Source organism: Streptomyces sp. NPDC002838 (assembly GCF_040295365.1).
Classification (GTDB): domain Bacteria; phylum Actinomycetota; class Actinomycetes; order Streptomycetales; family Streptomycetaceae; genus Streptomyces.
The window spans coordinates 216,395-242,640 of sequence record NZ_JBEOVF010000007.1 but is presented as its reverse complement, the minus strand read 5'-3'; the positions used below and the strand labels follow the sequence as shown (position 1 = coordinate 242,640).

At 69.2% G+C, this 26,246-nt stretch carries 22 protein-coding genes; 11 read left to right on the top strand and 11 right to left on the bottom strand.

Annotated features, from left to right (window positions below; genetic code table 11):
- Nucleotides 1-34: 34 nt before the first annotated feature.
- Together ABT063_RS12680 and ABT063_RS12675 are read right to left on the bottom strand one after the other, a co-directional pair.
- Nucleotides 35-487 carry a GNAT family N-acetyltransferase gene (locus ABT063_RS12680; protein WP_351057260.1) on the bottom strand — a complete coding sequence of 151 codons (453 nt, stop codon included), beginning with the start codon at nucleotides 485-487 and terminating at the stop codon, nucleotides 35-37.
- Nucleotides 488-536: 49 nt separating this feature from the next.
- Nucleotides 537-1,403, bottom strand: a complete 867-nt coding sequence (locus ABT063_RS12675) for a GNAT family N-acetyltransferase (protein ID WP_351057259.1) — start codon at nucleotides 1,401-1,403, stop codon at nucleotides 537-539.
- A 191-nt stretch (nucleotides 1,404-1,594) separates the two neighbouring features.
- Here ABT063_RS12675 and ABT063_RS12670 point away from each other — a divergent pair, with 191 nt between their 5' ends.
- Both ABT063_RS12670 and ABT063_RS12665 read left to right on the top strand, forming a co-directional pair.
- Nucleotides 1,595-2,227, top strand: coding sequence for an HAD family hydrolase (locus ABT063_RS12670; RefSeq protein ID WP_351057258.1), 633 nt, complete (start codon nucleotides 1,595-1,597; stop codon nucleotides 2,225-2,227).
- 421 nt (nucleotides 2,228-2,648) lie between these two features.
- Nucleotides 2,649-4,292: a globin domain-containing protein gene (locus ABT063_RS12665; protein ID WP_351057257.1), complete on the top strand. Its 1,644-nt coding sequence runs from the start codon at nucleotides 2,649-2,651 to the stop codon at nucleotides 4,290-4,292.
- A gap of 13 nt (nucleotides 4,293-4,305) precedes the next feature.
- On the opposite strand, the gene ABT063_RS12660 is transcribed toward ABT063_RS12665, so the two are convergent.
- From ABT063_RS12660 to ABT063_RS12640, 5 genes are all read right to left on the bottom strand, one after another.
- Nucleotides 4,306-4,788, bottom strand: coding sequence for an NUDIX domain-containing protein (locus ABT063_RS12660; protein WP_351057256.1), 483 nt, complete (start codon nucleotides 4,786-4,788; stop codon nucleotides 4,306-4,308).
- A gap of 88 nt (nucleotides 4,789-4,876) precedes the next feature.
- Nucleotides 4,877-5,854 carry a LysR family transcriptional regulator gene (locus ABT063_RS12655; RefSeq protein WP_351057255.1) on the bottom strand — a complete coding sequence of 326 codons (978 nt, stop codon included), beginning with the start codon at nucleotides 5,852-5,854 and terminating at the stop codon, nucleotides 4,877-4,879.
- A gap of 229 nt (nucleotides 5,855-6,083) precedes the next feature.
- Nucleotides 6,084-7,238, bottom strand: coding sequence for a cystathionine gamma-lyase (locus ABT063_RS12650; protein WP_351057254.1), 1,155 nt, complete (start codon nucleotides 7,236-7,238; stop codon nucleotides 6,084-6,086).
- 44 nt (nucleotides 7,239-7,282) lie between these two features.
- Nucleotides 7,283-7,774, bottom strand: a complete 492-nt coding sequence (locus ABT063_RS12645; RefSeq protein WP_351057253.1) for a low molecular weight protein-tyrosine-phosphatase — start codon at nucleotides 7,772-7,774, stop codon at nucleotides 7,283-7,285.
- Nucleotides 7,775-7,781: 7 nt separating this feature from the next.
- Complete coding sequence (locus ABT063_RS12640; RefSeq protein WP_351057252.1) at nucleotides 7,782-8,159, bottom strand: phage holin family protein; 378 nt, start codon at nucleotides 8,157-8,159, stop codon at nucleotides 7,782-7,784.
- Between the two features lie 60 nt (nucleotides 8,160-8,219).
- Between ABT063_RS12640 and ABT063_RS12635 the strand changes: the two genes are divergently transcribed.
- From ABT063_RS12635 to ABT063_RS12620, 4 genes are all read left to right on the top strand, one after another.
- Nucleotides 8,220-8,537, top strand: a complete 318-nt coding sequence (locus ABT063_RS12635) for a cupin domain-containing protein (protein WP_095756014.1) — start codon at nucleotides 8,220-8,222, stop codon at nucleotides 8,535-8,537.
- A gap of 159 nt (nucleotides 8,538-8,696) precedes the next feature.
- On the top strand, nucleotides 8,697-8,909 hold the full coding sequence (locus ABT063_RS12630; protein WP_351057251.1) for a DUF5326 family protein: 213 nt from the start codon (nucleotides 8,697-8,699) through the stop codon (nucleotides 8,907-8,909).
- Nucleotides 8,910-9,134: 225 nt separating this feature from the next.
- On the top strand, nucleotides 9,135-10,061 hold the full coding sequence (locus ABT063_RS12625) for an IclR family transcriptional regulator (RefSeq protein WP_502990804.1): 927 nt from the start codon (nucleotides 9,135-9,137) through the stop codon (nucleotides 10,059-10,061).
- 99 nt (nucleotides 10,062-10,160) lie between these two features.
- The gene (locus tag ABT063_RS12620; protein ID WP_351057249.1) at nucleotides 10,161-10,598 is read left to right on the top strand and encodes an SsgA family sporulation/cell division regulator; all 438 of its coding nucleotides are present in this window, start codon (nucleotides 10,161-10,163) and stop codon (nucleotides 10,596-10,598) included.
- A gap of 216 nt (nucleotides 10,599-10,814) precedes the next feature.
- On the opposite strand, the gene ABT063_RS12615 is transcribed toward ABT063_RS12620, so the two are convergent.
- The gene (locus tag ABT063_RS12615; RefSeq protein ID WP_351057248.1) at nucleotides 10,815-12,398 is read right to left on the bottom strand and encodes a YibE/F family protein; all 1,584 of its coding nucleotides are present in this window, start codon (nucleotides 12,396-12,398) and stop codon (nucleotides 10,815-10,817) included.
- Between the two features lie 254 nt (nucleotides 12,399-12,652).
- Between ABT063_RS12615 and thiC the strand changes: the two genes are divergently transcribed.
- Nucleotides 12,653-14,470 (top strand): phosphomethylpyrimidine synthase ThiC, encoded by a 1,818-nt coding sequence (thiC, locus tag ABT063_RS12610; protein ID WP_351057247.1) that lies wholly within the window; start codon nucleotides 12,653-12,655, stop codon nucleotides 14,468-14,470.
- Between the two features lie 129 nt (nucleotides 14,471-14,599).
- On the opposite strand, the gene ABT063_RS12605 is transcribed toward thiC, so the two are convergent.
- From ABT063_RS12605 to ABT063_RS12595, 3 genes are all read right to left on the bottom strand, one after another.
- Nucleotides 14,600-15,463 carry a hypothetical protein gene (locus ABT063_RS12605; RefSeq protein ID WP_351057246.1) on the bottom strand — a complete coding sequence of 288 codons (864 nt, stop codon included), beginning with the start codon at nucleotides 15,461-15,463 and terminating at the stop codon, nucleotides 14,600-14,602.
- A gap of 193 nt (nucleotides 15,464-15,656) precedes the next feature.
- Nucleotides 15,657-16,754, bottom strand: coding sequence for a metallophosphoesterase (locus ABT063_RS12600; RefSeq protein WP_351057245.1), 1,098 nt, complete (start codon nucleotides 16,752-16,754; stop codon nucleotides 15,657-15,659).
- Nucleotides 16,755-16,985: 231 nt separating this feature from the next.
- Nucleotides 16,986-18,098: a LacI family DNA-binding transcriptional regulator gene (locus ABT063_RS12595; protein WP_351057244.1), complete on the bottom strand. Its 1,113-nt coding sequence runs from the start codon at nucleotides 18,096-18,098 to the stop codon at nucleotides 16,986-16,988.
- A 418-nt stretch (nucleotides 18,099-18,516) separates the two neighbouring features.
- On the opposite strand from ABT063_RS12595, the gene hisC reads away from it, so the two are divergent.
- From hisC to cydD, 4 genes are all read left to right on the top strand, one after another.
- Complete coding sequence (gene hisC, locus ABT063_RS12590; protein WP_351057243.1) at nucleotides 18,517-19,596, top strand: histidinol-phosphate transaminase; 1,080 nt, start codon at nucleotides 18,517-18,519, stop codon at nucleotides 19,594-19,596.
- Nucleotides 19,597-20,014: 418 nt separating this feature from the next.
- Complete coding sequence (locus ABT063_RS12585) at nucleotides 20,015-21,523, top strand: cytochrome ubiquinol oxidase subunit I (protein ID WP_351057242.1); 1,509 nt, start codon at nucleotides 20,015-20,017, stop codon at nucleotides 21,521-21,523.
- Between the two features lie 20 nt (nucleotides 21,524-21,543).
- Nucleotides 21,544-22,551 (top strand): cytochrome d ubiquinol oxidase subunit II, encoded by a 1,008-nt coding sequence (cydB, locus tag ABT063_RS12580; protein WP_351057241.1) that lies wholly within the window; start codon nucleotides 21,544-21,546, stop codon nucleotides 22,549-22,551.
- Nucleotides 22,552-22,621: 70 nt separating this feature from the next.
- On the top strand, nucleotides 22,622-26,185 hold the full coding sequence (gene cydD, locus ABT063_RS12575; RefSeq protein ID WP_351057240.1) for a thiol reductant ABC exporter subunit CydD: 3,564 nt from the start codon (nucleotides 22,622-22,624) through the stop codon (nucleotides 26,183-26,185).
- Nucleotides 26,186-26,246 lie beyond the last annotated feature (61 nt).

Genomic DNA, 26,246 nt, shown 5'->3' with positions numbered 1-26,246 from the left:
GTCCTGTTTCACGTGAAACAGGACGCTTGCCGGGTCACAGCGGGAGCTTGAAGCCCACGTGGGAAGCTGTGAAACCGAGCCGCTCGTAGAAGCGGTGGGCGTCCGTGCGGGTGTTGTCTGAGGTGAGCTGGACCAGCCGGCAGTTCTGACGCCGGGATTCGTCGATCGCCCACTCGATCAACCGCGTACCCAGGCCACTGCCGCGCTCATCGGCGTGGACGCGCACGCCCTCGATGATCGACCTGGTTGAGCCGCGCCGGGACAGCCCGGGAATGATCGTGAGTTGCAGTGTGCCGACGACGCGGCCCTCGCGGACAGCGACGACCAGATGCTGGTTGGGGTCGGACGTGAGGCGCTCCAGCGCCGCCAGATAGGGAGTCAGGTCGTCCGGTGACTCACGCTGGGCACCCAACGGGTCGTCGGCGAGCATGGCGACGATCGTGGGGACGTCCTCCGCCGTGGCAGGCCGTATCTCAAGATCTCCCATGACCGCACTCTACGCGGGTGCACCACGTGGGGGCGGCGCCTGGAACGTCTCAGCTCGCCGCCACCGTCACCGGAGCGAAGCGCCGGTTCCAGTCTCCGGGCAGTTCGGCGATGCCGTATGTCATGACCGTGTTGAAAGCGACGGACACAAGTCCGTGCTCCTTCGCCCACACCAGCAACTCTTCGTGCCGTACGTCGATGTCGGTGCGCAGCGGGCGGTCGGTGTGTGCGGCGAGGGAAGCGAACAGAGTCTTGGCCGTCCGTGTGTCACGGGCGATCAGCGGGCCGACGACATGTGTGTCCATGTTGGGCCAGGCGGCCGCGTAGCCGATGATCCGGCCGCTTTCCTCGGCGACGCGCAACTGGTCGACGAAGGCGGGCAGCCGGGTCACGATGTGCGTGCGATCGGCACCGAACACCTCCTCGTCGAGACGGAGGATGGCGGTGAGGTCCTCGGCGGTCGCCGCACGCGTGACGATGCCGGACTCCGGCTCACCAGGAGTGAAGCGCCCGCGCAGCATTTCGGCCCGGCCGGTGACTTTGAAGCCGAGCTCCTCGTACAGCGGCCGGCCGTACGGTGTGGCGTGCAGCGTCAGCGGTGTGGTGCCCATCGCCGAGACGATGTGACGCATCAGGCGGCGTCCGATGCCCTGGCGGGCATGCCGCTCGGCGACCAGCACCATGCCGATGGACCCGAGAACGGGGCGGTCCTGAGGGCCGTACTCGGTGACCACGCAGGCGCTGACGAGCCCGCCGTCGGGGTCGTCGATGCCGTAGCCCTTCCCGGCCGCGAGGAGGAAGCCCCACTTGTGCTCCTCGCGTGGCCACCCCCGGTCCTCGGACAAGTCGGCGCAGGCGGTGAGATCGCGAAGCGTCAGACGGCGAATGGGCAGAGCTGTGGAGGAAGGAGTCGGCACGCAGGTCAGGCTGTCCGACGGGTGCCCTCGACGTCCACCTGTTTCCTGGCGGACGTACGAGCTTTTGGCCATGTCATGGCCAACCGCACAGCCTGCGAACAGACGCGGGGTGTTTCACGTGAAACACCGGCGAACGGTGATGGTCCAGATGGTGATCGCGATACAGGAACCGCGCCCCTAGCCTTACCGACATGGCGAGACTTCATCTCTTCGACCTCGACGGCACGTTGTTGCACGGAAGCACCGCCCCTGTGGAGATTTCCCGGCAACTCGGTCTGGAGGCCGAGGCGGTGGCGCTTGATCAGGCGATCGGAACGGGGCTGATCGGACCGCCCGAGTACGCGACGCAGGTACACGCACTCTGGGCGGAACTCACCGAGGTGCATGTGACGGCGGCCTTCGAAGGGGCCCCGTGGCTGGCGCGTATCCCAGAGGTGTGGGCGGAGATCAGGAAGAACGGCGACTACTGCGCGGTCGTGTCGCTCTCGCCCTCCTTTTTCGTGGAGCGGCTCACGGGCTGGGGCGCTCATGCGGCGTACGGATCCCGCTTTCCCGCCGTGCCCTTCACCGAGCCTGTGGACCCGGCCGGTGTGCTCAGTGCCGCGGCCAAGGTCCTGATCGCCGACCGGTTGTGCGAGGAGTTCGGGCTGACGCGGGCCGACTGCATTGCGTATGGCGACTCGATGTCGGACAAGGACCTCTTCGGTGCGGTGCCGACCTCCGTCGCGATCAACGCGGACCGCCACCTGTCCGGTATCTCGACTCACTCCTACTTGGGCGGGGATCTGTGGGAAGCCTATGAATTGGTGCGGCACGCCCGTTAATTGAAGGAATTGATGGTTCGCCCCCACTCGCATTCGTGGCGGAGGAGGGGGGGACTTGTGTGCGGAGCAGTGGCCGGTATGGTCGACTCCGGTTCGTGTCCGGGTGGGGGAGCGTCTACTGGGCACCCTGTGCGAGCCGAGAGCGAGGCAATGCAGCCTAACGGGACGGAGAGATTGAAGACTCGCATTTCCGGTTATGCGGCCGGGGCATCATGCCGAGTGGGACGCTGCGGTGAGAGTGCTGCGGCCAATGTCACACTCTCGCCTTACTTGTCCGTACAGGGCCGGAACACGGGTTGAATGTGGCCACCTTGGCTGCGGGCACCGAACAAGGAAGCAAGCCGTCTACGGGGGAAAGCAGGCACCTCCCGACCGAGGAAGTGCGCAGACCGACCGAAAGATGTTCGAGGCGAGGCACACCATGGACGCTCCGACCACCACGCCGGCCGACAACGGCACTTCCGGCGGCGGGGGCGGCTGGTTCACGCCGCGCAAGCAGCCGGCGGCGACTTCCGGCGGCGAACAGGAGACGGCCGAGGGCCGCCGTCTGGCCGCGATGCGCCCAGTGGGCAGGACCGCGACAGGCACCGACACCACCGACCCGCAGGGGTCGGCAGAGGACACCGCACCGTCCGCCTCGACGACCCACGACGCACGGCAGCCCACCCTGGCCACCGGCGAAGCTCAGTCCCCCGTGGCCGCCGGCGAGGGACGGCCCTCCGTGGCGACCGCCGACGCACAACTCACCTCGACGACCGGCGAGCCGGCCCCGATGGAGGCCTCCGCGATATCGCCCCCGATATCCGCGCAGACCCAAGCCCTGCCCACTCAGGAGCCTCCCGCGTCGCCACCACCGGCCCAAGCACCGCCCACCGAGCCTTCGCCGGCCGAACAGCGCGTGCCCGCCCAGCGCGCCGCCCCGCCCGGTGACGCCTCCGCGTCCAATGACGCCTCCCCGGACGCTGTCCTGATCCGACGGACCATGGCCGAGGTCGGCCCCGTGGCCGACAAGGTCACGTCGTACTTCTACGCGCTGCTCTTCGTGCGCCACCCCGACCTGAGATCGCTGTTCCCGGCCGCGATGGACACCCAGCGGGACCGCCTGCTCAAGGCGCTGCTCACCGCGGCCGAGCACATCGACAACACCGAGGTCCTCGTCGACTACCTGCAGAGCCTCGGCCGCGGCCACCGCAAGTACGGCACCCGGGCCGAGCACTACCCGGCCGTCGGCGATTGCCTCATCGGCGCGCTGAGCAAGTACGCCTCCGGCATCTGGACCGCGGAGACGGAGGCGGCCTGGGTCCGGGCGTACACGACGATCTCGCAGGTCATGATCGACGCGGCGGCCGCGGACGAGCTGCGTGCCCCCGCCTGGTGGTACGCGGAGGTCGTGTCGCACGACCTCAGAACGCAGGACGTCGCGGTCGTCACCGTCCGCCCCGACCAGCCCTACCCCTTCCTCGCCGGGCAGTACGCGAGCGTGGAGACGCCCTGGTGGCCGCGGATCTGGCGGCACTACTCCTTCGCCTCCGCCCCCCGCTCCGACGGGCTGCTGTCGTTCCATGTCAAGGCCGTCCCCGCCGGCTGGGTCTCCAACGCCCTGGTGCACCGCGCCCGGCCCGGCGACATCATCCGGCTCGGTCCGCCCGCCGGTTCGATGACCGTGGACCACACCACCGACAGCGGGCTGCTCTGTGTGGGCGGCGGCACCGGCATAGCCCCCATCAAGGCGCTCGTCGAGGACGTCGCCGAGCACGGCGAACGCCGCCCGGTCGAGGTGTTCTACGGTGCCCGCACCGACCAGGACCTCTATGACATCGACACGATGCTCAGGCTCCAGCAGTCCCACCCGTGGCTCTCGGTCCGCGCGGTCGTCGACCAGCAGGCGCACCTCCAGCTCCCCGACGCCATACGCGAGTACGGCCCGTGGAACGAGTACGACGCCTATCTCTCGGGCCCGCCCGGAATGATCCGCAGCGGGGTCGACACGCTCAGGGACATCGGCATCCCCTCGGAGCGCATACGCCACGACTCGGTGGAGGAGCTCGTCGCCACCGCTCAGTGACAGATGTCGGGCATCAGCCCAGGTCGGGGGCGTGCATGGCGCGTACACCCTCGATGTTGCCGTCCAGATAGTGCCGGAGCGACAGCGGTACGAGATGGACGGAGGCGATCCCGACGCGCGTGAACGGCACCCGGACGATCTCGTACTCGCCGATGGGCTCGTCCACCTCGGGACCGTGCCGCAGGGCCGGGTCCATGGACTCCAGCCGACAGACGAAGAAGTGCTGCACCTTCACGCCGGTCGCGCCGCCGTCGTCGCCGATGTGCTCGACGGTGTCGACGAAGCACGGCACCACATCGGTGATCTTGGCGCCGAGTTCCTCGTACACCTCGCGGTGCAGGGCGTCGACGACGGTTGTGTCCTTCGGCTCGACCCCGCCGCCGGGGGTGAGCCAGTAGGGATCCATGCCGGGCTTGGTGCGCTTGATCAGGATCAGGTCGTCACCGTCCAGCAGAACGGCACGGGCGGTGCGCTTGACCACGGGTCGGACGGTCATGGGAGAAATGTGGCCCGGCTGGTTCCACGTGAAACATCGCGAAACGTCATCAGATGAGCTCATCACGTGATCAGCCGAGAAACAAGGCTCAGCACCAGGCGTCGGCCGCCCGCAGGAGCCACTCATGGGCCCGTGCGATGTGCGGCATCGCCAGGGTGCCGGTGCGCACCACCAGGAAGTACGTCCGCAGCGGCGGCACCGCCGGATCGTGCAGCGCGACGACGTCGCCGCGCTCCAGAGCAGGTGCGCACAGATACCGGGGCAGCACCGCGAGCCCGGCGCCCGCGGCCGCGCAGGCGAGGACCGCGCGCAGGTCGGGGACTATGACGGTGCCCGGGGCGGCCGGGCGGCAGTCGAAGACGGAAGCCCAGTAGCGGGAGACGAACGGCAGCGACTCGTGGACCTCGACCACCGGGACGTTCTCCAGCTCTGGCGCTCCCTTGATCAGAGGGACGTTCTCCGGGCACCGCGTCCCCTTGACCGTGGTGAAGGCCTCCAGAGCCCGCGCCCCCTTGTGACGCTGCTTCCCGGAACCGAGCATCTCGGCCCAGCGCGGGGCGGCTACCAGAACGTGCTCTTCGTCGCAGAGCGCAGTCGCCGTGAGCAGGGCGCCGCGCGGACGGGCCGTACTGATGGCCAGATCGTGATGCCCGGCGGCCAGTCCCTCCAGCACTTCCTCGGCGTTGCCGAAGGACGCGCGCAGGGCGAAGCCCTGGCCGTCCTCGCCGGTCAGCTCCGTGAGCGCGGGCAGCGCCCGCTCAGCGGTGAACTCGGGAGGCCCGGCGAGGTGCAGTGTCCGCAGGGAGGACTCGTCGTCGAGCCCGGTCTCGGCGATCTCCACCAGGGCGTCGAGATGGGGCGCGGCCTTGTGGGCGAGCTCGTCGCCGATGGTCGTCGGGGTCACCCCACGGGCCTGCCGCAGGAACAGAGGGCGCCCCAGTTGCCGCTCCAGGGTGCGGATCTGCGAGGTGACGGCCGGCTGCGACAGGCCGAGCAGCGCGGCGGCGCGGGTGAAGGAGCCGGCCCGGTGCACCGTCACAAAGGTGCGCAGTAAGGCCAGATCCATGGTGACGCCTCCTCTTCCCTGCCCTTCTCCCGGCCCCGAGGCAGGGCCCAACTATAAATATGTCGATAGGTCTCTGTCGCTACTGTGATTGGACACTGACACAGAGTCAACTAGCCTTGGTCGCGCGGTTCTTCGCGCGCAGAACCGAGGACGGTCCGAGCCACGAGGGGGGAGGCTCGGACCGTCCGTTGTACGTAGCCGGACAGCGTCCCGCGTGGGCGCCGGGCGGTCACTTTGCCGCTGTGTCCAGCGCACACAGCACATCCGCCACCAGGTCCTCGGGGTCCTCGGCACCGACCGAGAAGCGAATGAAGCCCTCCGGCACATCATCCCCGCCCCAGCGCCGACGCCGTTCGGCGGTGGACCGCACCCCGCCGAAGCTCGTCGCGTCGTCCACAAGCCGCAGCGCGTCGAGGAAGCGCTCGGCACGCGCGCGCGTGGGCAGCGTGAAGGAGACCACGCACCCAAAGCGCCGCATCTGCTGCGCGGCGATCTTGTGCGAGGGGTCGTCGGGCAGCCCCGGATAGCGCAGCCCGGTCACCTCGGGCCGCTCCCGCAGCGCCTCGGCAAGCACCTGGGCATTGGCGTTCTGCCGGTCGACGCGCAGCTGAAGCGTGGCGATCGAACGATGCGCGAGCCAGGCCTCCATAGGCCCCGGGATCGCCCCGACGATCTTGCGCCAACGACGTACGGCGCCCATGGTCTCGGCGTCGCGGCCGGTGACGTATCCCAGGAGGATGTCCCCGTGCCCGGTCAGCTGCTTGGTGCCGCTGGCCACGGAGAAGTCGGCGCCGAGCTCCAGCGGGCGCTGCCCGAGAGGCGTAGCGAGCGTGTTGTCGACGGCGACGAGGGCGCCACGCGCGTGTGCCGCGTCGACGAGCCGTCGGATGTCGCAGACGTCGAGCTCCGGGTTCGACGGGCTCTCGATCCACAGCAGCTTCGCGCCCTCGAGGACCTCGAGCTGGGCGTCGCCGCCGGTCGGCGCGGTGCGCACCTCGATGCCGTACGCCTCCAGTTGGGCGCCGGCCAGGGGCAGCGCCTGGTAGCCGTCGCTGGGCAGGACGACCGCGTCGCCCGCACGTAGCTGCGAGAAGAGCACCGAGGAGGTGGCGGCCATGCCCGAGGCGAACACGAGCGTTTCGACGCTGTCCTGCCCGGGCGCCTCCAGCTCGCCGATGGCACGCTCCAGCAGGGTCCAGGTCGGGTTGTCGTCGCGGCCGTAGCTGTACGGACCCGTCACGTCGCCCGGCAGGTGGAAGTGGGCGGCGAACACCGGACCGGGCAGAGTCGGCTCGTGCTTGACCGGCTCGGGCAGCCCGGCCCGCACCGCGCGCGTGCCGTCACCGTCGGCGAGAAGCGGCCCCTGCTCACTCGTAGCCCTCATGCGGCCACCGCTGTCGGAAGGCAGCCCCTGCCCAGTCGTACGGTTCATGCCGCCCGTCCCTCCACCTGCTCACGTACCGCGGCGAGCAGACCGTCGCTCGCCGCCTCCACCATCTCAAGGCACTCCTCGAAGCCGTCCATGCCCCCGTAGTACGGGTCCGGTACGTCGAGGTCGGCGCCCGCGGCGGGGTCGTACGAGCGGAGCAGCCGAACCTTCTGGGCGTCCGCCTCGGAGGGGGCGAGGCGGCGCAGGGCCTTGAGGTGTCCCGCGTCGAGGGCGATGACGAGGTCGAGGCGGGAGAACCAGGAGACATGGAACTGCCGGGCGGTGTGCTCGCTGTCGTAGCCGTTGTTCCCCAGGACGGTGACGGTGCGCGGGTCGGCACCGTCGCCCTCGTGCCAGCCGCCTGTGCCGGCGCTGTCGACCTCGACCAGGCCGTCCAGCCCGGCCTCCCGTATGCGGGCGCGGAAGACGGACTCGGCCATCGGGGAGCGGCAGATGTTGCCGGTACAGACGAAGCAGACGCGGTAGGTCATGGCGCGCTCAGTCCCCGTCGGGCAGGACGACGTTCAGTGCCCAGGACACGATCGAGATGATCAGGCCACCGACGACGGCGGTCCAGAAGCCCTCGACGTGGAAGCTCAGGTCGAGCTTGTCGGCAAGCCACGAGGTGAGCAGCAGCATCAGCGCGTTCACGACCAGGGTGATCAGGCCGAGCGTGAGGATGAACAGCGGGAAGGTCAGCACCTTCACCACCGGCTTGACCAGGAAGTTCACCAGGCCGAAGACCAGTGCGACGAGTATCAGAGTGGCGATCTTCTTGCCCGTGCTGTCACCGGTCAGGGTGATCTTGTCGAGCAGCCATACGGCGACCGCCAGGGCGCCCGCGTTGGCGATCGTCTTGACTACGAAATTCTTCATGTGTCTGATCGTGGCAGACGAGATCGGCTACGAGCAGTGGGACAAGGGCGGACGAGGGCGATGAAGGCATTCCGGCTGGACGAACTGGAGGCGGAGCGCGCCGCCAATGAGGGTGCCTACCTGCAGTTTCTGCGGGAACGGAACATGTCCGTCGGCCTGTACGCGCTCGACGCGGGCGAGCACGATCCACAGAAGCCGCACAATCAGGACGAGGTCTACTTCATTGTGAGCGGCCGCGCCGCGATCACCGTCGGACTGGAGACCACCCAGGTGGCACGCGGCAGCGTGGTGTACGTGCCGGCCGGTGTCGCACACAAGTTCCACCACATCAGCGAGGACCTCCGGGTCCTGGTGGTGTTCTCTCCCCCGGAGAGCTGACCTGCGACCTCGGGGTTCCCTAGGGGATCAGTCAGGGGCGGACAAGGGATGCGAGGCCCCCGTCGGACCCCCTCCTCGCTCTAGCATCGAGTGCAGGACATCGGAAGATCCGGCACCAGGAGTGCCGGGCACCGGACAGGTATCAGAGAGGCAAGGGCGATGCGAGAGATCTTCGCGGGACTGCCGTGGTGGGTGAAGTGGGTCGCGGTGCCGGTCATCGCCCTGGTGGTGTTCGGCGGCCTGATAGCCAGTGTGGTCGGCTTCGTCATCGGACTGCTGTTCAAGGTGCTGGTCTTCGTGGCACTGGTCGGCGGACTGATCTACGTCGTACGGAAGTTCACGGCGAGCTCCTCCTCGCGCAGCGACTGGTGAGCGACCGGGGCGAGGGGTGAGCGGTCCGCCCAGGACAACCGGCGATCGGTAACAGGAATCAACGGTTCCCTCGCGCGAGGGAAATCTCCCGGTCAGGCCGTCTGCGAGCGGTGGCGGACGATTAGAGTCCGGAACTCGACGCGGGGACGACGACCCCGCGAGCGGCGTACGCCCCTTCCCGTGTCCCCCCACACGGGCTGCCCCCTCGCGCTTCGGGAGTGATCCTTGGCCACGGTCGACACCGCATCCGCAGAACCCTCCGTACCCACCGCAGTCGCCCAACCCGCCGTCCCGGCTCAAGGGGCCCGCATCCGGCCTCCCGAGCGGCCCGCACCCCCCGTGCGGTCCCCCTCGACGTCGCCTCCCGCTCAGCGGCGGGTGACGGAATCCCCCGCACAGCCGCACTCGGCGACCCTCATCAGTTCCGTGCAGCGCGCGATGCGCCTGCTGGAATCCGTCGCCGAGCACGAGCACGGAGCACCGGCCAAACAACTGGCCCGCGAGACGGGACTGGCGCTCCCGACGGCGTACCACCTGCTGCGCACCCTCGTGTTCGAGGGCTATCTGCGCCGTGAGAAAGGGCTGTTCTTCCTCGGTGAGGCGGCCGTGCGGCTGGGCAGCAGCGGAGCCCAGCAGAAACGTCGCAGCATGGTCGCCGACACGCTCGCGTGCTGGCGTGACGCCATCGGCGTACCCGTGTACTACGCGATGTACCGCGACGGCGAGATCGAGGTCATGTGCGTCTCCGACAGCCCGGGCAATCCGGCGGTGGAGGAATGGGCCGACTTCCGCGAGACCGGACACGCGCACGCCATCGGACAGTGCCTGCTGGCCCAGCTGGACGACGACGCCCGCCGCGACCACCTCGACCGTTACCCCGTGCAGTCCATCACCCCGTACACGGTGCGTGACAGTCACAGCCTGCTCAGGCGGCTCGAACGCATGCCGCGGATGGAGCCGGTGACCGAGCGGCAGGAGTACGCCCTGGGCACGGTGTGCGCCGCGATCCCGATCACGGTGGGCAACACGGCCGCGACGATGGCCATTTCCCTGCCGGCTCATCAGGCCGACCGGCTCCCGGCGGCCACGCGGCAGTTGCAGAGTGCGGTGGGGCGGCTCCTGGGGTCTCTGGCGATCTCTATCAGTATCTGAAAACTCACTCCTTGTGATCTCTCGTGTACGTTCAGCAAGATGCCAGCAGTGTCAGAGGGGTCATTCCCAGCCAGTCGACGGCAAGTGACGGGATAGGCAATGGGCGAGTCCGTACAGGCAGAGGTCATGATGAGCTTTCTCGTGTCCGAGGAGCTCTCGTTCCGCATCCCGGTGGAACTGCGCTACGAGACCTGCGATCCCTATGCCGTGCGGTTGACCTTCCACCTGCCGGGCGATGCCCCGGTGACCTGGGCCTTCGGCCGCGAGCTGCTGATCGACGGTCTGGGCCGCCCTTGCGGCGACGGGGACGTACGGGTCTCGCCCGCCGATCCCGACAGCCTGGGCGAAGTGCTGATCCGGCTTCAGGTCGGCGGAGACCAGGCCCTGTTCCGCTCGTCCACGGCCCCGCTCGTCGCCTTCCTCGACCGCACCGACAGGCTGGTGCCGCTGGGCCAGGAGGGTGCTCTCGGCGACTTCGACGCTCATCTCGACGAGGCTCTGGACCGCATCCTGGCGGAGGAGCAGAGCACGGGCTGAAGCGTTACGGCAGCGACCTGGCGGAACGCTTCGCCACGGTCGCGGAGCTGTGCAGTAACGCTTCTGTTGGCCGTGAGCGGGCGGTTGCGGGACCCACGGTGCGGGGCGGGCAAGACGGCTGGGGCTCGGTCGGATGGTGGCCGGGTGATGCCAGGGCTCGGCCGGGTGATGCCAGGGCTCGGTCGGATGACGGCCGGGCCGGCCGCCCTCGAGGCGTCAGCGCCTGCGGCGTCGGCCCTTCCCGCCGCGCGCCGGAGCGGGGCGGGCACCGGCCGTCGCCGTCCCCGCCGCTCCCGCGGTGGCCGTCTGCTTCTCCGCCCCCGACCGGTCGGCCGAGACCACCAGGGCCGCCAGGGCCGTGGTCACCGGCACAGAGGCGACCAGCCCGATCGAGCCCACCAGCGTGCGCACGATCTCCTCCGCCACCAGCTCGCTGTTGGCGACCGTCCCCACGCTGCTCTGCGCGATCGAGAAGAGCAGGAGCAGCGGCAGCGCGGCGCCCGCGTAGGCGAGGACCAGTGTGTTGACGACGGACGCGATGTGGTCACGGCCGATGCGGATGCCCGCCTGGTACAGCCCGCGCCAGCCCATCGTCGGATTGGCCTCGTGCAACTCCCAGACCGCCGACGTCTGGGTGACCGTCACGTCGTCGAGGACACCGAGCGAGCCGATGATGACGCCGGCGAGCAGCAGACCGCTCATGTCGATCGACGGATACAGGCCGTGGATCAGACCGGTGTTGTCGTCCGTGTTGCCGGTGAGCGCGGCCCAGCCGATGAACAGCGAGCCGAGGACACCGATCAGCAGCAGCGAGATCAGCGTGCCGAGCACGGCCACGGACGTACGGGCGGAGAGGCCGTGGCACAGGTACAGGGCGATGAGCATGATCGCACTGGATCCGACCACCGCCACGACAAGCGGGTTCGAGCCCTGCAGAATCGCGGGCAGGATGAAGAAGTTCAGGATCAGGAAGCTGATGGCGAGTGCGATCAGCGCCATGACACCGCGCAGTCGGCCCACCACCACGACGGCGAGTGCGAAGATGCCGGCGAGCAGGGCCATCGGGAGCCGGCGGTTGACGTCGGTGACCGAGTACTGCAGGTCCTTCGGTGCGGAGGGCTCGTAGGCGACCACGACCTTCTGGCCCTCGTTCAGCTGCCGGGACTGGTCCGGCTGCACGATCTCGGTGAACGTGCGGCCTTTGTCCTTACCGGTGTCGACCCGGACCGTCGCCTTCTTGCAGGTGCCGTTCGCCTGTTGCACCGCGGAGGAACCCTCGGCGGTGGAGGTGTCGCCGGTCGGCGGGACCCCCGAGGCGTTGACGTCCTTGCAGCTCACCTCGACCACCTTGGTGACCGTGGCCTGCTGCGTCTGCCGGTCGAAGCCGACGCCCGTGCGCTCGTGGGGTGGGGCACCACCGGGCCACAGCACCGCGAGCCCGACCAGCACCGCCGCGGCGAACGGGATGAGGACCGCCGCGATGACCTTGCGCAGGTGCTTGGAGACAGGGGTCGCCGGGCCATGGCTGTGCGAGTGACCGTGCCCGCCACCAGGGCCGTGGCCACCAGCGCCACCGCCCCCCGGACCGTGGCCGCCTCCGCCCTCGCCACCGGAGCCGTGACCATGCCCGCCACCGGCTCCGGGCCCGGGGCCGTGGTCGTGTCCACCAGCACCACGGCCGCCTCCACGGCCCTCTCCAGGGCCGTCTTCCCAACGGTCTCCCTGGCCGTGGCCGTTTCCGGAGCCGGGGCCGCGAGGCGGCTCGGGCGGTGGGTACGGGGGCTGATGTGTCGTGGTCACCGACCGATCATCGCAAGAACGACAGGGGCCCTCTGGTCACCGCGCCCGAATTGCCGCTAGCGTGGAGCCCACCTTTGTACACGCGGGAGCTCGGAGCACCGGGCTGAGAGGGCGCTGACCTCCGTCCCAGCCATGTTTCACATGAAACATCGCTTGAAGCGAGTGATGTTTGCCACGAAACATCGGCAGACGGGGACCGCTGCGTCGACCGCCGAACCTGTTACCGGGTAATGCCGGCGTAGGGAGTAGGTCTCATGACCAACAAGGACGCACGCACGCCTGCCTCCACGCAGACCCCGCAGTCTCCGACGGCCGCGCCGACGGAGACCGCGACGAACGGGGAGTCCGGGAAGTCCATCGGCTGGCACAAGGCGTACGTCGAGGGCTCACGCCCCGACATGCGGGTGCCGGTCCGCCAGGTGCACCTCACCAACGGGCAGTCGGTCACGCTGTACGACACATCCGGCCCGTACACCGATCCGCTCGTCGAGACCGATGTCCGCAGGGGCCTGCCGCCACTGCGGGAGAACTGGATCATCGCCCGCGGCGACACCGAGGAGTACGCGGGCCGCCCCGTCCGCCCCGAGGACGACGGGATCAAGCACACCTCGCCGCGCGGTGGCCTGCGCAACCTCGACGCGGTCTTCCCCGGGCGGCCGCGCCAGCCGCGCCGCAGCCGTGACGGCAAGGCGGTCACGCAGCTCGCGTACGCGCGCCGGGGGGAGATCACGCCCGAGATGGAGTTCGTGGCCGTCCGGGAGAACGTTTCACCCGAGGTCGTGCGGGAGGAGATCGCGGCGGGCCGGGCCGTGCTGCCGGCCAACGTCAACCACCCGGAGATCGAGCCGATGATCATCGGCAAGCGGTTCCTGGTGAAGGTCAACGCCAACATCGGCAACTCCGCGGTGACGTCCTCCATCGAGGAGGAGGTCGAGAAGATGACCTGGGCGACCCGCTGGGGCGCCGACACGGTCATGGACCTGTCCACCGGCCGCAACATCCACACCACGCGCGAATGGGTGCTGCGCAACTCCCCCGTCCCCATCGGCACCGTGCCGCTCTACCAGGCCCTGGAGAAGGTCGACGGCAAGGCGGAGGAACTGACCTGGGAGATCTACAAGGACACGGTCGTCGAACAGGCCGAGCAGGGCGTGGACTACATGACGGTCCACGCGGGCGTGCGCCTGCCGTTTGTGCCGCTGACCGCGAACCGCAAGACGGGCATCGTCTCGCGTGGCGGCTCGATCATGGCCGCGTGGTGCCTCGCGCACCACAAGGAGAGCTTCCTGTACGAGAACTTCGAGGAGCTCTGCGAGATCCTCGCCGCCTACGACGTCACGTACTCGCTGGGCGACGGCCTCAGGCCGGGCTCGATCGCGGACGCCAACGACGAGGCGCAGTTCGCGGAACTGCGAACGCTCGGGGAACTCAACCGGATCGCGAAGCGTTTCAACGTTCAGACCATGATCGAGGGCCCGGGCCATGTCCCGATGCACAAGATCAAGGAGAACATCGACCTTCAGCAGGAGATCTGTGATGAAGCTCCGTTCTATACGCTCGGCCCGCTGACGACGGACGTCGCGCCGGCGTACGACCACATCACCTCCGGCATCGGTGCCGCGATGATCGCCTGGTGGGGCACGGCCATGCTCTGCTATGTCACGCCCAAGGAGCACTTGGGGCTGCCCAATCGTGACGACGTCAAGACCGGCGTCATCACCTACAAGATCGCCGCCCACGCAGCCGACATCGCCAAGGGCCATCCAGGTGCGCAGGAGTGGGACGACGCACTGTCGGACGCCCGCTTCGAGTTCCGGTGGGAGGACCAGTTCAACCTCGCCCTCGACCCGGACACGGCACGTGAGTTCCACGACGAGACGCTGCCTGCCGAACCCGCCAAGACCGCCCACTTCTGCTCGATGTGCGGGCCGAAGTTCTGCAGCATGAAGATCTCCCAGGACATCCGCCGTCAGCACGGCGGGAGTCAGGAGGAGATCGAGGAGGGCATGGCTCAGAAATCGAAGGAGTTCGCGGCGGCGGGTAACCGCGTGTACCTGCCGATCGCGGACTGACGGCGACGTCCTGATCACGGACGGCCCGGTCGCGAGGACAGGCACCGACGTCCTTACCGCAGGCGCCAGGGCCCGGGTCTTCGGCTTGCGCTCCCCTGAGCGGGGGCGCAAGCCGAGGGGCCGCTCCGGCTAATCCGGCTTGTGATCCGGCCCCCCGAAGTCCGGGCTGGAGTAGTCCGGGCTCGTGAAGCTCGGGCGCGAGCCGGAGGCGCCGTCGTCCGGGCTGCTGAAGCCCGGCCGGTCGTAACCGAGATGCGGGATGCGGCTGGTCGGCGCCGGCGGTGCCGTAGGGCGCAGCGCGGCGGTTCCGGGGGCGGCCAGTGCCTCCCGCAGGAACGGCAGGATGCCCCGCTCCAGCAGGGCCTCGCGCCAGGCTGCCCTGGCCAGGGCCACCTCCTCGCTCAACTCGCCGTGCGCCCCGGCGTCGAGCGAGGGCCGGTTGCGCAGCGCGGTGAGCAGCAGCCCGACGGCGGCGACGAGGATCGCGGCCGCGGTCATGGCGCCGAACACCCATCCGGTGGTGAGCATGGTCTGGGCGAACGCCGGTTCGGGGTCGAGCATCTTCAGGATGTAACCCACGAGCAGGAAGATCGCCGCGGCGGTTCCGGCGAGGACAGGTGCCAGGACGGCGACGACGGCGACGGCGCCCGCGCCGGCGGTCTCGGCGGCCTCCCCCATGGTGGTGGCGAGCCCCATCGCGCTCGTGCCCGGTTCCGAGGAGCCGGTTTCGCGCGTGGACGACGGGGTGGACGACGCCGGTTGGCGCAGTTCCTCGCGTGCCTTTACGTAGTGCTGGTACTCGGTCGCCGCGGCCGCCGTGATGAGTGCGGTGGCGTTGAGCGCCATGGTGCGCAGCTGTTCGGGGTTGAGCCGCTGTCCGACAGCGGCCAGTTCCGGGCGGTGTGGTGCGGAGCGCAGCGCCTCATCGAGGATCCGCTCGTATTCCTGGCGGTCCTCGCTCAGCAGGTGCTGCGGAACGCTGTTCATGTGCATCCCCCGATGCTCCGTAGGGCTTGGGGCTCGCATGCGAACGAGCCGTCGGGCAGAAACGGAGGGGAGCCTGCTACGGATAAGCCGATGGTAGAGCGATGATGGCGCGCGGTGACAGGGGGTTTACCGAAAATGCCTTCTGGCCAGCACCGTCGTCGATCAGTCCTCCATGGGGGGACGCCTGCCCTGGGAACGTTCAGATATCCAGGGGAAGTTGCTGGACCAGCAGTTTTCCGGCCATGGTCACCCCGCCGTCCATCGCGATGGCGAGTCCGTCGGCGTAAATGTGCGGTCCCTCGACCAGGGGACCGGCGGTGTCCTCGCTCTCCTCGGAGCCGACCTCGCCCAGGAGGTACGGAATGGGACTGTGACCGTGAACGATACGGGTGCCGCCGTACGTATCGAGCAGGGAGCGTACGGCGTCGGCTCCGCCCCCGTCGCGGAAGGAGAACCGCTTGGTGAACTTGCGGAAAAGGTCCCACACTTCGTCCGCGTCGTTGCGCGTGATCGTCTCGCGGACGGTGTCGTTGACCGCCTCGATCGAGTCGCCGTAGTCGAGGTAGGCGGTGGTGTCGGAGTGGACGAGCAGATGGCCGTCGACCTCCTCCATGGCGTCGAGGCGGGCCATCCACTGCAGGTGGTGGTCCTGGAGGCGGTCCATGTCGGTCTTCTGGCCGCCGTTGAGCAGCCACGCCGCCTGGAAGGTGGCGGTGCCCGCCCCGGAGTTGACGGGCGTGTCGCCGAACCGCTTGGCGCCGAGCAGCAGCAGCTCGTGGTTGCCCATGAGCGCCTTGCAGTAGCCCCCGGCCGCGGCGGCCTCGGCGGACAGCCGCATCACGAGGTCGATGACGCCGATGCCGTCCGGGCCGCGGTCGGTGAAGTCGCCGAGGAACCACAGCCGGGCGGTGCCCGCGCACCACTGCCCCGCACTGTCGACGAGGCCCTTCTCCTGGAGGGCGGCCACCAGTTCGTCGAGATAGCCGTGCACGTCCCCGACGACGAACAGCGGCCCGGGGCCGTTGACGGGCTGCGGTGCCGGTACGGACACGGGATCGAGGTTCACCTGAAGCGTGTCGCCGCGGTTGATCACCGGCAGGTCGCGCTGCGTCGGCGTGTAGCCCTCGGGAAGGTCCACCGGCTCCTCGACAGATGGCACGGTCTCGTCGGTGTGCGCTACGTGGGGGTACGGACCGGTCTCGTGGACGTACGCGGGTACCCGGAAGTCGCGCAACATCGTCGCCCGCTCCGCCTCGGGTCCCTGACCGGCCCCCTGAGTCATCGACCCCTCCACCATCGCGCCGCATCTGCACCGCTTCGGACTGCCTGGTCGCAGCGGCCCGCGGTGTCGTGGGCCCATCATAGGAATGCGGATCGCGCCATGTGATGACCCAGGGGTAGTGAATCGGCGCAAGACTCCAGTTCACCGCGGCTTTCGCCCCGATTGGGCAGGGCTTCGACCGCCTGTCGGCCGCCCTTGCCCTGCCCAGCGGAACGCGCTTTCCCTCTTCCTCCGGCCGCCTGGGCGCTACTTCTCCTCGGGCGATCGCGGCGGACTGACCGTCGTCCGCGGCGGACGTCGCTGGGACGAGGTACGCACGATCAGCTCGGTCGGTATCACCTGCTCGACCGGTCGGTCCGAGGCGACCCCCTCGATGGCGTCGATGAGCAGCTGGATCACCGCGGTGCCGATGCGGCGCGGCTTCAACGAGAGTGTGGTGATGGGCGGTTCGGTGTTGGCGTACACGGTGGACTCACTGCAGCAGACCAGTAGTAGATCGTCCGGGACGCGCAGCCCGTAGCGGCGGGCGGCGGCGAGCAGGTCGGTGCCGTTCGGGTCGAACAGGCCGTAGACGGCGTCCGGACGGTCGGGGCGGGCGAGCAGCCGGTCGGCGGCGACGGCGCCCGCGCACGGATCGTGCGCCGGGTAGGCCTCGTACACCGGGTCCTGGCCGACGCGTTCGCACCAGCGCAGGTAGGCGGTGGTCGACAGATGGGTGTACGTGTCCGTCGTCGTGCCGGTCAGCAGGCCGATGCGGCGGGCACCGGCCTCGGCCAGGTGGTCGAGGATGCCGAGTACGGCGGCCTCGTGGTCGTTGTCGACCCACGCGGTGACCGGGAGCGCGCCGGCCGGACGGCCGTCGGAGACGACCGGTAAACCCTGCCGGACCAGTTCGCTGACGACCGGATCCTGATCGGAGGGGTCGATGACGACCGTGCCGTCGAGGGCGACGTTCGACCACACGTCGTGGCGGGAGGTCGCCGGCAGGATGACGAGGGCGTAGCCGCGGGCGAGCGCGGCCGAGGTGGCGGCACGGGCCATCTCGGCGAAGTACGCGAATTCGGTGAAGGTGAAAGGTTCATCCCCATATGTCGTCACGGTCAGGCCGATCAGTCCTGACTTCCCGGTACGGAGCGTGCGGGCGGCGGCCGAAGGGCGATAGCCCAGCCGGTCGGCGACCTCGCGGACGTGGCGTCGGGTGGCGTCCGGGAGCCGGCCCTTGCCGTTGAGGGCGTCGGAGACTGTCGTGATGGAGACTCCGGCGGCGGCGGCCACATCTCTGATGCCCGCCCGACCCGGCCGGCTGCCTCGCCGTGAGGTTTCCGCGCGGCTCACCTGGTGCTTCCCTGCTGCTGTCATGGCGAGCCGATAGTAGGGCTCATGCGGTGGGGTAGGGCGGACGCATATGCACGCGTTGACAGGCACGTTTCTGCAAGGTCATCAACGGTCAATTTCCTGATAAAGCAAGGTGGTTGATCAATCCAATGGCAGGACGTGACTTGTCGGCGTGCACCGGCCTGCCAAGTGGTCGATGTTTCGAAGAGGTCTCAACTCACCTTCACGGGGGATGCGCGCCACGGAGTGAGCCACCGGCGCGTAGATATATGCGGTCCGCGCCCCCTGAATCGTGGGCGTTCGTACGATGATGCCCCCGATGCGGGCGGGACGGCCGAGGTCCGCTCCGACCGGTACGCAGCGGTGCCGAATCCTCATAGGGTGAGGAGTATTGGAAGCCGGCGGTGGTGATGGGCCGCCGGTGGTCGCGAGGAGGACTGCGGTGAGCGAGACGAGCCCCAAGCTGCGCGCCGAGCTGGAAGGTATTCCCACCTACAAGCCGGGCAAGCCTGCCGCGGCCGGCGGTCCGGTGGCCTACAAGCTGTCCTCCAACGAGAACCCCTATCCGCCGCTGCCCGGCGTGATGGAGACCGTGACGGCCGCGGCCGCGTCCTTCAACCGCTACCCGGACATGGCCTGCACGGGCCTGATGAGCGAGCTGTCTGAGCGCTTCGCCGTTCCGCTCACCCACCTGGCCACCGGTACCGGCTCGGTCGGTGTCGCCCAGCAGCTGGTGCAGGCGACCTCCGGACCCGGTGACGAGGTGATCTACGCCTGGCGGTCTTTCGAGGCGTATCCGATCATCACGCAGATCAGCGGCGCGACGTCGGTGCAGGTGCCACTGACGTCGGGCGATGTGCACGACCTCGACGCCATGGCGGGCGCGATCACCGACCGGACCCGGCTGATCTTCGTCTGCAACCCCAACAACCCGACGGGCACGGTCGTGAAGCGGGCCGAGCTGGAGCGCTTCCTCGACCGGGTGCCCGGCGATGTGCTGGTCGTGCTGGACGAGGCATATCGCGAGTTCATCCGTGACTCCGAGGTGCCCGACGGAGTGGAGCTGTACCGCGACCGGCCGAACGTCTGCGTGCTGCGCACCTTCTCCAAGGCCTACGGGCTGGCCGGCCTCCGCGTCGGCTTCGCGATCGCCCATGAGCCGGTGGCGGCGGCGCTGCGCAAGACGGCCGTGCCCTTCGGTGTGAGCCAGCTCGCACAGGACGCGGCGATCGCCTCGCTGCGGGCCGAGGACGAACTGCTCGGCCGGGTCGGCTCGCTGGTGTGCGAGCGCACGCGCGTGGTCGACGGGCTGCGCGCCCAGGGCTGGACGGTGCCCGAGACCCAGGCCAACTTCGTGTGGCTGCGGCTGGGGGAGCGCACGGTCAGCTTCGCGGCGGCGTGTGAGCAGGCGGGCGTGGTGATCCGGCCGTTCCCCGGCGAGGGTGTGCGCGTCACGGTCGGGGAGAACGAGGCGAACGACATCTTCCTGAAGGTGGCGGAAGGGTTCCGCAAGGAGCTGTAGTGCTCCGTAAGGCCCTCGGGCGTCCAACTCGGGCGTCCAAGAGGTCCATGCGTACGACGTCGCCGTCGTTCCAGAGGATGACCGTGCCCGGGTCGACGATCTGCCGGGCGTTGGTTTCACGTGGAACGGTGACGCCCGTGATCCGCAGCTGCGTCGGCTGTGTCCGCATTGACTGAGTTCAACGTCACGGTGAAGCCGCCGAAGAGCCCCTGGCGTGCCAGGGGCCGACCGGTCCATCCCTGGTGGGGCCGGTCGGTCGCGCTGGGGGACCCCCGCCTCTCACCCTCCGAACGGCCATGCGTCATAATTGCTTGTGAATGTGAACGCGTTCACAAGCGTGTCCCGGTTACTCCATTGTTGTGCGTGACATAAGGGGCAAGCTGCCGCTGTACCACGGCGACGTAAGGAGACTGACGACGTGGACCTGGCCCTGGCGCCGGAGACATTGGCGCGCTGGCAGTTCGGCATCACCACCGTCTACCACTTCCTCTTCGTCCCTCTGACGATCTCGTTGGCCGCCCTCACGGCCGGTCTGCAGACCGCGTGGGTGCGCACGGAGAAGGAGAAGTACCTCAGGGCGACCAAGTTCTGGGGCAAGCTCTTCCTGATCAACATAGCGATGGGGGTGGTCACCGGCATCGTGCAGGAGTTCCAGTTCGGCATGAACTGGTCCGACTACTCGCGCTTCGTCGGTGACGTCTTCGGTGCCCCGCTCGCGTTCGAAGCCCTGATCGCCTTCTTCTTCGAGTCGACCTTCATCGGTCTGTGGATCTTCGGCTGGGACAAGCTGCCGAAGAAGATCCACCTGGCCTGCATGTGGATGGTCTCGATCGGCACGATCCTGTCGGCGTACTTCATCCTCGCGGCCAACTCGTGGATGCAGCACCCGGTCGGCTACAAGATCAACGAGGCGAAGGGGCGGGCCGAACTCACCGACTTCTGGCTGGTGCTGACCCAGAACACCGCACTCGCCCAGGCCTTCCATACCCTCTCCGCGGCCTTCCTCACCGGCGGCGCCTTCATGGTCGGCATCTCCGCCTTCCACCTGCTGCGCAAGAAGCACATCCGCGAGATGAAGACCTCGCTGCGGCTCGGCCTGGTCACCGTCGCCGTCGGCGGCCTGCTCACCGCGGTCAGTGGCGACGTCCTCGGAAAGATCATGTACGAGCAGCAGCCGATGAAGATGGCCGCGGCCGAGGCGCTGTGGGACGGTGAGGCGCCCGCGCCCTTCTCGGTCTTCGCCTACGGCGATGTCGACAAGGGTCACAACAAGGTCGCCGTCGAGATTCCGGGCCTGCTGTCCTTCCTCGCCAAGGACGACTTCAGCTCGTACGTCCCCGGCATCAACGACGTCAACAAGGCCGAGCAGGAGAAGTACGGACCCGGCGACTACCGGCCCAACATCCCCGTCGCCTACTGGGGCTTCCGCTGGATGATCGGCTTCGGTATGACGTCCTTCGCCATCGGCCTGGCCGGGCTCTGGCTGACCCGCAAGAAGTTCTTGCTGCCGCAGCACCTGAGGGTCGGCGACGACGAGGTACCGCATCTGGTCCTGTTCCCGCACAAGGCGCTCGGCCCGAAGCTCACCACGTGGTACTGGCGCATCGCGATCTGGACCCTGGCCTTCCCGCTGATCGCCAACTCCTGGGGCTGGATCTTCACCGAGATGGGCCGCCAGCCGTGGGTCGTCTACGGCCTGTTCCAGACCCGCGACGCGGTCTCCCCCGGCGTCTCCCAGGGCGAGGTCCTCACCTCGATGATCGTCTTCACCAGCCTGTACGCCATCCTCGCCGTCATCGAGGTCAAGCTGCTCGCGAAGTACGTCAAGGCCGGCCCGCCCGAGCTCACCGAGGCCGACCTCAACCCGCCCACGAAGATCGGCGGCGACTCCCGTGACGCCGACAAGCCGATGGCCTTCTCGTACTAGGCCGAGGGAGCTGCACAGTCATGGAACTTCACGACGTCTGGTTCGTGCTCATCGCCGTCCTGTGGACCGGTTACTTCTTCCTGGAAGGCTTCGACTTCGGGGTCGGCATCCTCACCAAGCTGCTCGCGCGCAACCGGCCCGAGCGGCGGGTGCTGATCAACACCATCGGACCCGTCTGGGACGGCAACGAGGTGTGGCTGCTCACGGCCGGTGGCGCGACCTTCGCCGCCTTCCCCGAGTGGTACGCAACGCTCTTCTCCGGGTTCTATCTGCCCCTGTTGGTCGTCCTCGTCTGCCTGATCGTCCGGGGCGTCGCCTTCGAGTACCGGGTGAAGCGGCCCGAGGAGAACTGGCAGCGCAACTGGGAGCACGCGATCTTCTGGACCTCACTGATCCCGGCGTTCCTGTGGGGTGTGGCCTTCGGCAACATCGTGCGGGGCGTGAAGATCGACCAGAACTTCGACTACGTCGGCACTGTCTGGGACCTGCTCAACCCCTACGCCTTGCTCGGCGGCCTGGTGACGCTGACGCTGTTCACCTTCCACGGCGCGGTGTTCACGGCGCTCAAGACCGTCGGGGACATCCGGGAGCGGGCGCGGAAGCTGGCCCTGGGAGTCGGTCTCGCCGCCGCCGCTCTGGCGCTGATCTTCCTGCTGTGGACGCAGGTCAACGGCGGTGACGGCAAGAGCCTGGTCGCTCTGGTCGCGGCGGTCGCCGCACTGGTCGCCGCGCTCGTGGCGAACCAGGCCGGGCGCGAGGGATGGTCGTTCGCCCTGTCCGGTGTCACCATCGTGGCCGCCGTGGCGATGCTCTTCCTGACGCTGTTCCCGAACGTCATGCCGTCCACCCTCAATGAGGAGTGGAGCCTCACGGTGACCAACGCCTCGTCGAGCCCCTACACCTTGAAGATCATGACCTGGTGTGCGGCGATTGCCACGCCGATCGTGATGCTCTACCAGGGCTGGACCTACTGGGTGTTCCGCAAGCGGATCGGTACGCAGCACATCGCCGCCGACGCCACTCACTGAGTCCCACAGGGGTGTGTTTCACCGTGCTTCACGATGTTTCACGTGAAACACACCCCTTGGACCGAAGGGCATGTTTCACGTGAAACCGATCGATCCGCGTCTCCTCCGATACGCCCGCGCCACCCGGCTCTTCCTGGTGGCGGTCGTCGGCCTGGGTGCCGTCGGTGCGGGCCTGGTCATCGCGCAGGCGATGCTCATCGCCGAGATCGTGGTGGGCGCCTTCCAGCACAGGATGGCGGTCGCCGAACTTGGCACTCCCCTGCTGTTGTTGGTGGCCGTCGCGGTCGGGCGTGCCCTTGTCGCGTGGCTGACCGAGCTCGCCGCCCACCGCGCCAGCGCGGCGGTGAAGTCGGAGCTGCGGGGGAGGCTACTGGACCGCGCCGCGGCCCTGGGGCCCGGATGGCTGGCCGGGCAGCGGACCGGCTCGCTGGTCGCCCTCGCCACACGGGGAGTTGACGCCCTGGACGACTACTTCTCGCGCTACCTCCCGCAGTTGGGGCTCGCGGTGGTCGTGCCGGTGGCGGTGCTGGCGCGGATCGTCACCGAGGACTGGGTCTCGGCGGCCATCATCGTCGGGACCCTGCCGCTGATCCCGATCTTCATGATGCTGATCGGTTGGGCCACGCAGTCCCGGATGGACCGTCAGTGGCGGCTGCTGTCCCGGCTCTCCGGACACTTCCTGGACGTGGTCGCCGGGCTGCCGACCCTGAAGGTGTTCGGGCGAGCCAAGGCTCAGGCCGACTCGATCCGGCGCATCACCGGCGAGTACCGGCAGGCGACGATGCGGACGCTGCGGATCGCCTTCATCTCCTCCTTCGCGCTGGAGCTGCTGGCGACGATCTCGGTGGCGTTGGTCGCCGTGACGATCGGGATGCGGCTCGTCCATGGGGAGATGGACCTGTACATCGGCCTGGTCATCCTTGTGCTGGCGCCCGAGGCGTATCTGCCGCTGCGTCAGGTGGGGGCGCAGTACCACGCGGCGGCGGAAGGGCTCGCGGCCGCCGAGGAGATCTTCTCGGTGCTCGAGACCCCCGTGCCGGCGTCGGGGACGGGTGCTGTGCCGGCGGGGGTGCTCTCCTTCGAGGAGGTCACGGTCCGCTACCCCGCACGGTCCGCGGATGCCGTGACGGACGTGTCCTTCACCGTCGAGCCCGGAGAGACCGTAGCCCTTGTCGGACCGAGCGGCGCGGGCAAGTCGACGCTGCTGAACGTGCTGTTGGGATTCGTGCGGCCGACGGAGGGGCTGGTCCGGGTCGGGGGAGCCGATCTCGTCGACGTCGACCTGGAGCAGTGGCGGTCGCGCATCGCCTGGGTGCCGCAGCGGCCACACCTGTTCGCCGGGACGATCGCCGAGAACGTACGGCTGGCCCGGCCCGACGCGGACGATGTCGCCGTACGCCGGGCGCTGGGGGACGCGGGGGCGCTGGAGTTCGTGGACGCGCTGCCTCAGGGAGCCGACACCCTGCTCGGCGAGGACGGGACCGGGCTGTCCGCCGGACAGCGGCAACGGCTCGCGCTGGCCCGGGCGTTCCTCGCCGACCGGCCGGTTCTGCTGCTCGACGAGCCGACGGCGGCGCTCGACGGGGCCACCGAGGCCGAGGTCGTGGAGGCGGTACGGCGACTGGCGGTGGGGCGGACGGTCCTGCTGGTGGTGCACCGGCCGGCGCTGCTGGCGGTGGCGGACCGGGTGGTGCGGCTGGAGGAGCACGTCTCCCCCGTACGCAGGGAAGCTGCGACCAGGACAGACCGGGCACGCCCGATCGAGGAGGCATCAGCCCCCGCTGCGGACGCTCCCGAGACCGCGAGGCCGCAGACGGACACCCGTGGCGTTCTCGCACGCGTGCGCGCCATGTCCGGGGCCCGGCGCGGACGGCTCGCCCTGGCCCTGCTGCTCGGCAGCCTGGCGCTCGGCAGTGCCGTCGGCCTCATGGCCACCTCCGGATGGCTGATCTCACGGGCCTCGCAGCAGCCGCCCGTGCTGTATCTCATGGTGGCCGTGACGGCGACGCGGGCCTTCGGTATCGGGCGGGCCGTCTTCCGGTACGCCGAGCGACTCGTCTCGCACGACGCCGTTCTGCGGATGCTGGCCGACACACGGGTCGCCGTGTACCGGCGGCTGGAACGGCTGGCGCCCGCCGGACTGCGCCGAACCCGCCGGGGGGACCTGCTCTCGCGGCTCGTCGCCGACGTGGACGCCCTGCAGGACTACTGGCTGCGCTGGCTGTTGCCCGCCGGTGCCGCCGTGGCCGTGTCCGCCGCGTCCGTCGGCTTCACGGCCTGGCTGCTGCCGGAGGCCGGTGCCGTGCTCGCGGCCGGGCTGCTGACGGCAGGTGCCGGAGTGCCGCTGCTCACCGGCGCCGTCGCACGCCGTGCGGAGCGCAGGCTGGCCCCGGCCCGCGGAGCACTGGCGACGCGCGTGACGGACCTGCTCACCGGCACCGCCGAACTGACCGTCGCCGGCGCTCTGCCCGGACGTACCGCCGAGGCGCGGCGGGCCGACGCGGCGCTCACCCGGATCGCTTCGCGGGCCGCCACCGCCACCGCCGTCGGTGACGGACTCACCTCCCTGCTCTCCGGTCTGACCGTCGCCGCCGCCGCTCTCGTGGGCGCCCAGGCCGTCGTCGACGGGCGGCTGAGCGGCGTGGCCATGGCCGTCGTCGTCCTCACCCCGCTGGCCGCCTTCGAGGCCGTCCTCGGTCTGCCGCTCGCCGTGCGGTACCGCCAGCGGGTGCGCAAGAGCGCGGAGCGGGTGTACGAGGTGCTGGACGCACCCGAGCCCGTGCGGGAGCCGGAACGGCCCCGGCAGGCGCCCGCGTCGCCGTTCCCGGTCCTCGTCAAGGCGCTGGCCGCCCGCCACGCCGGACAGGACCGGGACGCGCTCGCCGGAGTCGATCTGACCCTGGAGGAGGGGCGCCGGATCGCCGTGGTCGGGCTGTCCGGCTCGGGCAAGACGACGCTCGCGCAGGTGCTGCTGCGCTTCCTGGACGCGGAGGCGGGCTCGTACACCTTGGGCGGTGTGGACGCCTACGCGCTGGACGGCGACGACGTACGGCGGCTCGTCGGACTGTGCGCGCAGGACGCGCACCTCTTTGACAGCTCGGTGCGCGAGAACCTCCTCCTCGCGAAGAAGGACGCGACCGAGGACGAACTGCGCGCCGCCCTCGTACGCGCCCGGCTGCTCGACTGGGCCGACGGCCTCCCCGACGGACTCGACACGTTGGTCGGCGAGCACGGGGAGCGACTGTCCGGCGGGCAGCGGCAGCGGCTCGCGCTGGCCCGGGCGCTGCTGGCCGACTTCCCCGTCCTGGTGCTCGACGAACCCGCCGAGCACCTCGACCTGCCGACGGCCGACGCGCTCACCGCCGACCTGCTGGCCGCCACCGAGGGCCGTACGACGCTGCTCATCACTCACCGACTCGCCGGCCTGGAGGGGGTTGACGAGGTCGTCGTACTGGACGAGGGGCGTGTGGTGCAGCGGGGACCGTACGCGGAGCTGGCCGCCGTGGACGGACCGCTGCGCGGAATGGTGGAGCGGGAGGCTGAGTCGGAGCTGTTGGTGGGGATGCGCCAGCAAGACCGAGCGCGGCACCTCGCCGGTACGGGGAGTGCGGTCGCCGCACCGACGCCCCCGTAGCCACGCCGCACGCGCCCCCCCGGGTGACGCCGTACGGGTACTTCTGAGTGACCCATCTGCC

Coding starts and splice junctions, on each gene's coding strand:
- ABT063_RS12680 (WP_351057260.1), bottom strand. CDS start 487: ATGGGAGATCTTGAGATACGGCCTGCCACGGCGGAGGACGTCCCCACG.
- ABT063_RS12670 (WP_351057258.1), top strand. CDS start 1,595: ATGGCGAGACTTCATCTCTTCGACCTCGACGGCACGTTGTTGCACGGA.
- ABT063_RS12665 (WP_351057257.1), top strand. CDS start 2,649: ATGGACGCTCCGACCACCACGCCGGCCGACAACGGCACTTCCGGCGGC.
- ABT063_RS12660 (WP_351057256.1), bottom strand. CDS start 4,788: ATGACCGTCCGACCCGTGGTCAAGCGCACCGCCCGTGCCGTTCTGCTG.
- ABT063_RS12655 (WP_351057255.1), bottom strand. CDS start 5,854: ATGGATCTGGCCTTACTGCGCACCTTTGTGACGGTGCACCGGGCCGGC.
- ABT063_RS12650 (WP_351057254.1), bottom strand. CDS start 7,238: ATGAGGGCTACGAGTGAGCAGGGGCCGCTTCTCGCCGACGGTGACGGC.
- ABT063_RS12645 (WP_351057253.1), bottom strand. CDS start 7,774: ATGACCTACCGCGTCTGCTTCGTCTGTACCGGCAACATCTGCCGCTCC.
- ABT063_RS12640 (WP_351057252.1), bottom strand. CDS start 8,159: ATGAAGAATTTCGTAGTCAAGACGATCGCCAACGCGGGCGCCCTGGCG.
- ABT063_RS12635 (WP_095756014.1), top strand. CDS start 8,220: ATGAAGGCATTCCGGCTGGACGAACTGGAGGCGGAGCGCGCCGCCAAT.
- ABT063_RS12630 (WP_351057251.1), top strand. CDS start 8,697: ATGCGAGAGATCTTCGCGGGACTGCCGTGGTGGGTGAAGTGGGTCGCG.
- ABT063_RS12620 (WP_351057249.1), top strand. CDS start 10,161: ATGGGCGAGTCCGTACAGGCAGAGGTCATGATGAGCTTTCTCGTGTCC.
- thiC (WP_351057247.1), top strand. CDS start 12,653: ATGACCAACAAGGACGCACGCACGCCTGCCTCCACGCAGACCCCGCAG.
- ABT063_RS12605 (WP_351057246.1), bottom strand. CDS start 15,463: ATGCACATGAACAGCGTTCCGCAGCACCTGCTGAGCGAGGACCGCCAG.
- ABT063_RS12600 (WP_351057245.1), bottom strand. CDS start 16,754: ATGGTGGAGGGGTCGATGACTCAGGGGGCCGGTCAGGGACCCGAGGCG.
- ABT063_RS12595 (WP_351057244.1), bottom strand. CDS start 18,098: ATGACAGCAGCAGGGAAGCACCAGGTGAGCCGCGCGGAAACCTCACGG.
- cydB (WP_351057241.1), top strand. CDS start 21,544: ATGGAACTTCACGACGTCTGGTTCGTGCTCATCGCCGTCCTGTGGACC.
- cydD (WP_351057240.1), top strand. CDS start 22,622: ATGTTTCACGTGAAACCGATCGATCCGCGTCTCCTCCGATACGCCCGC.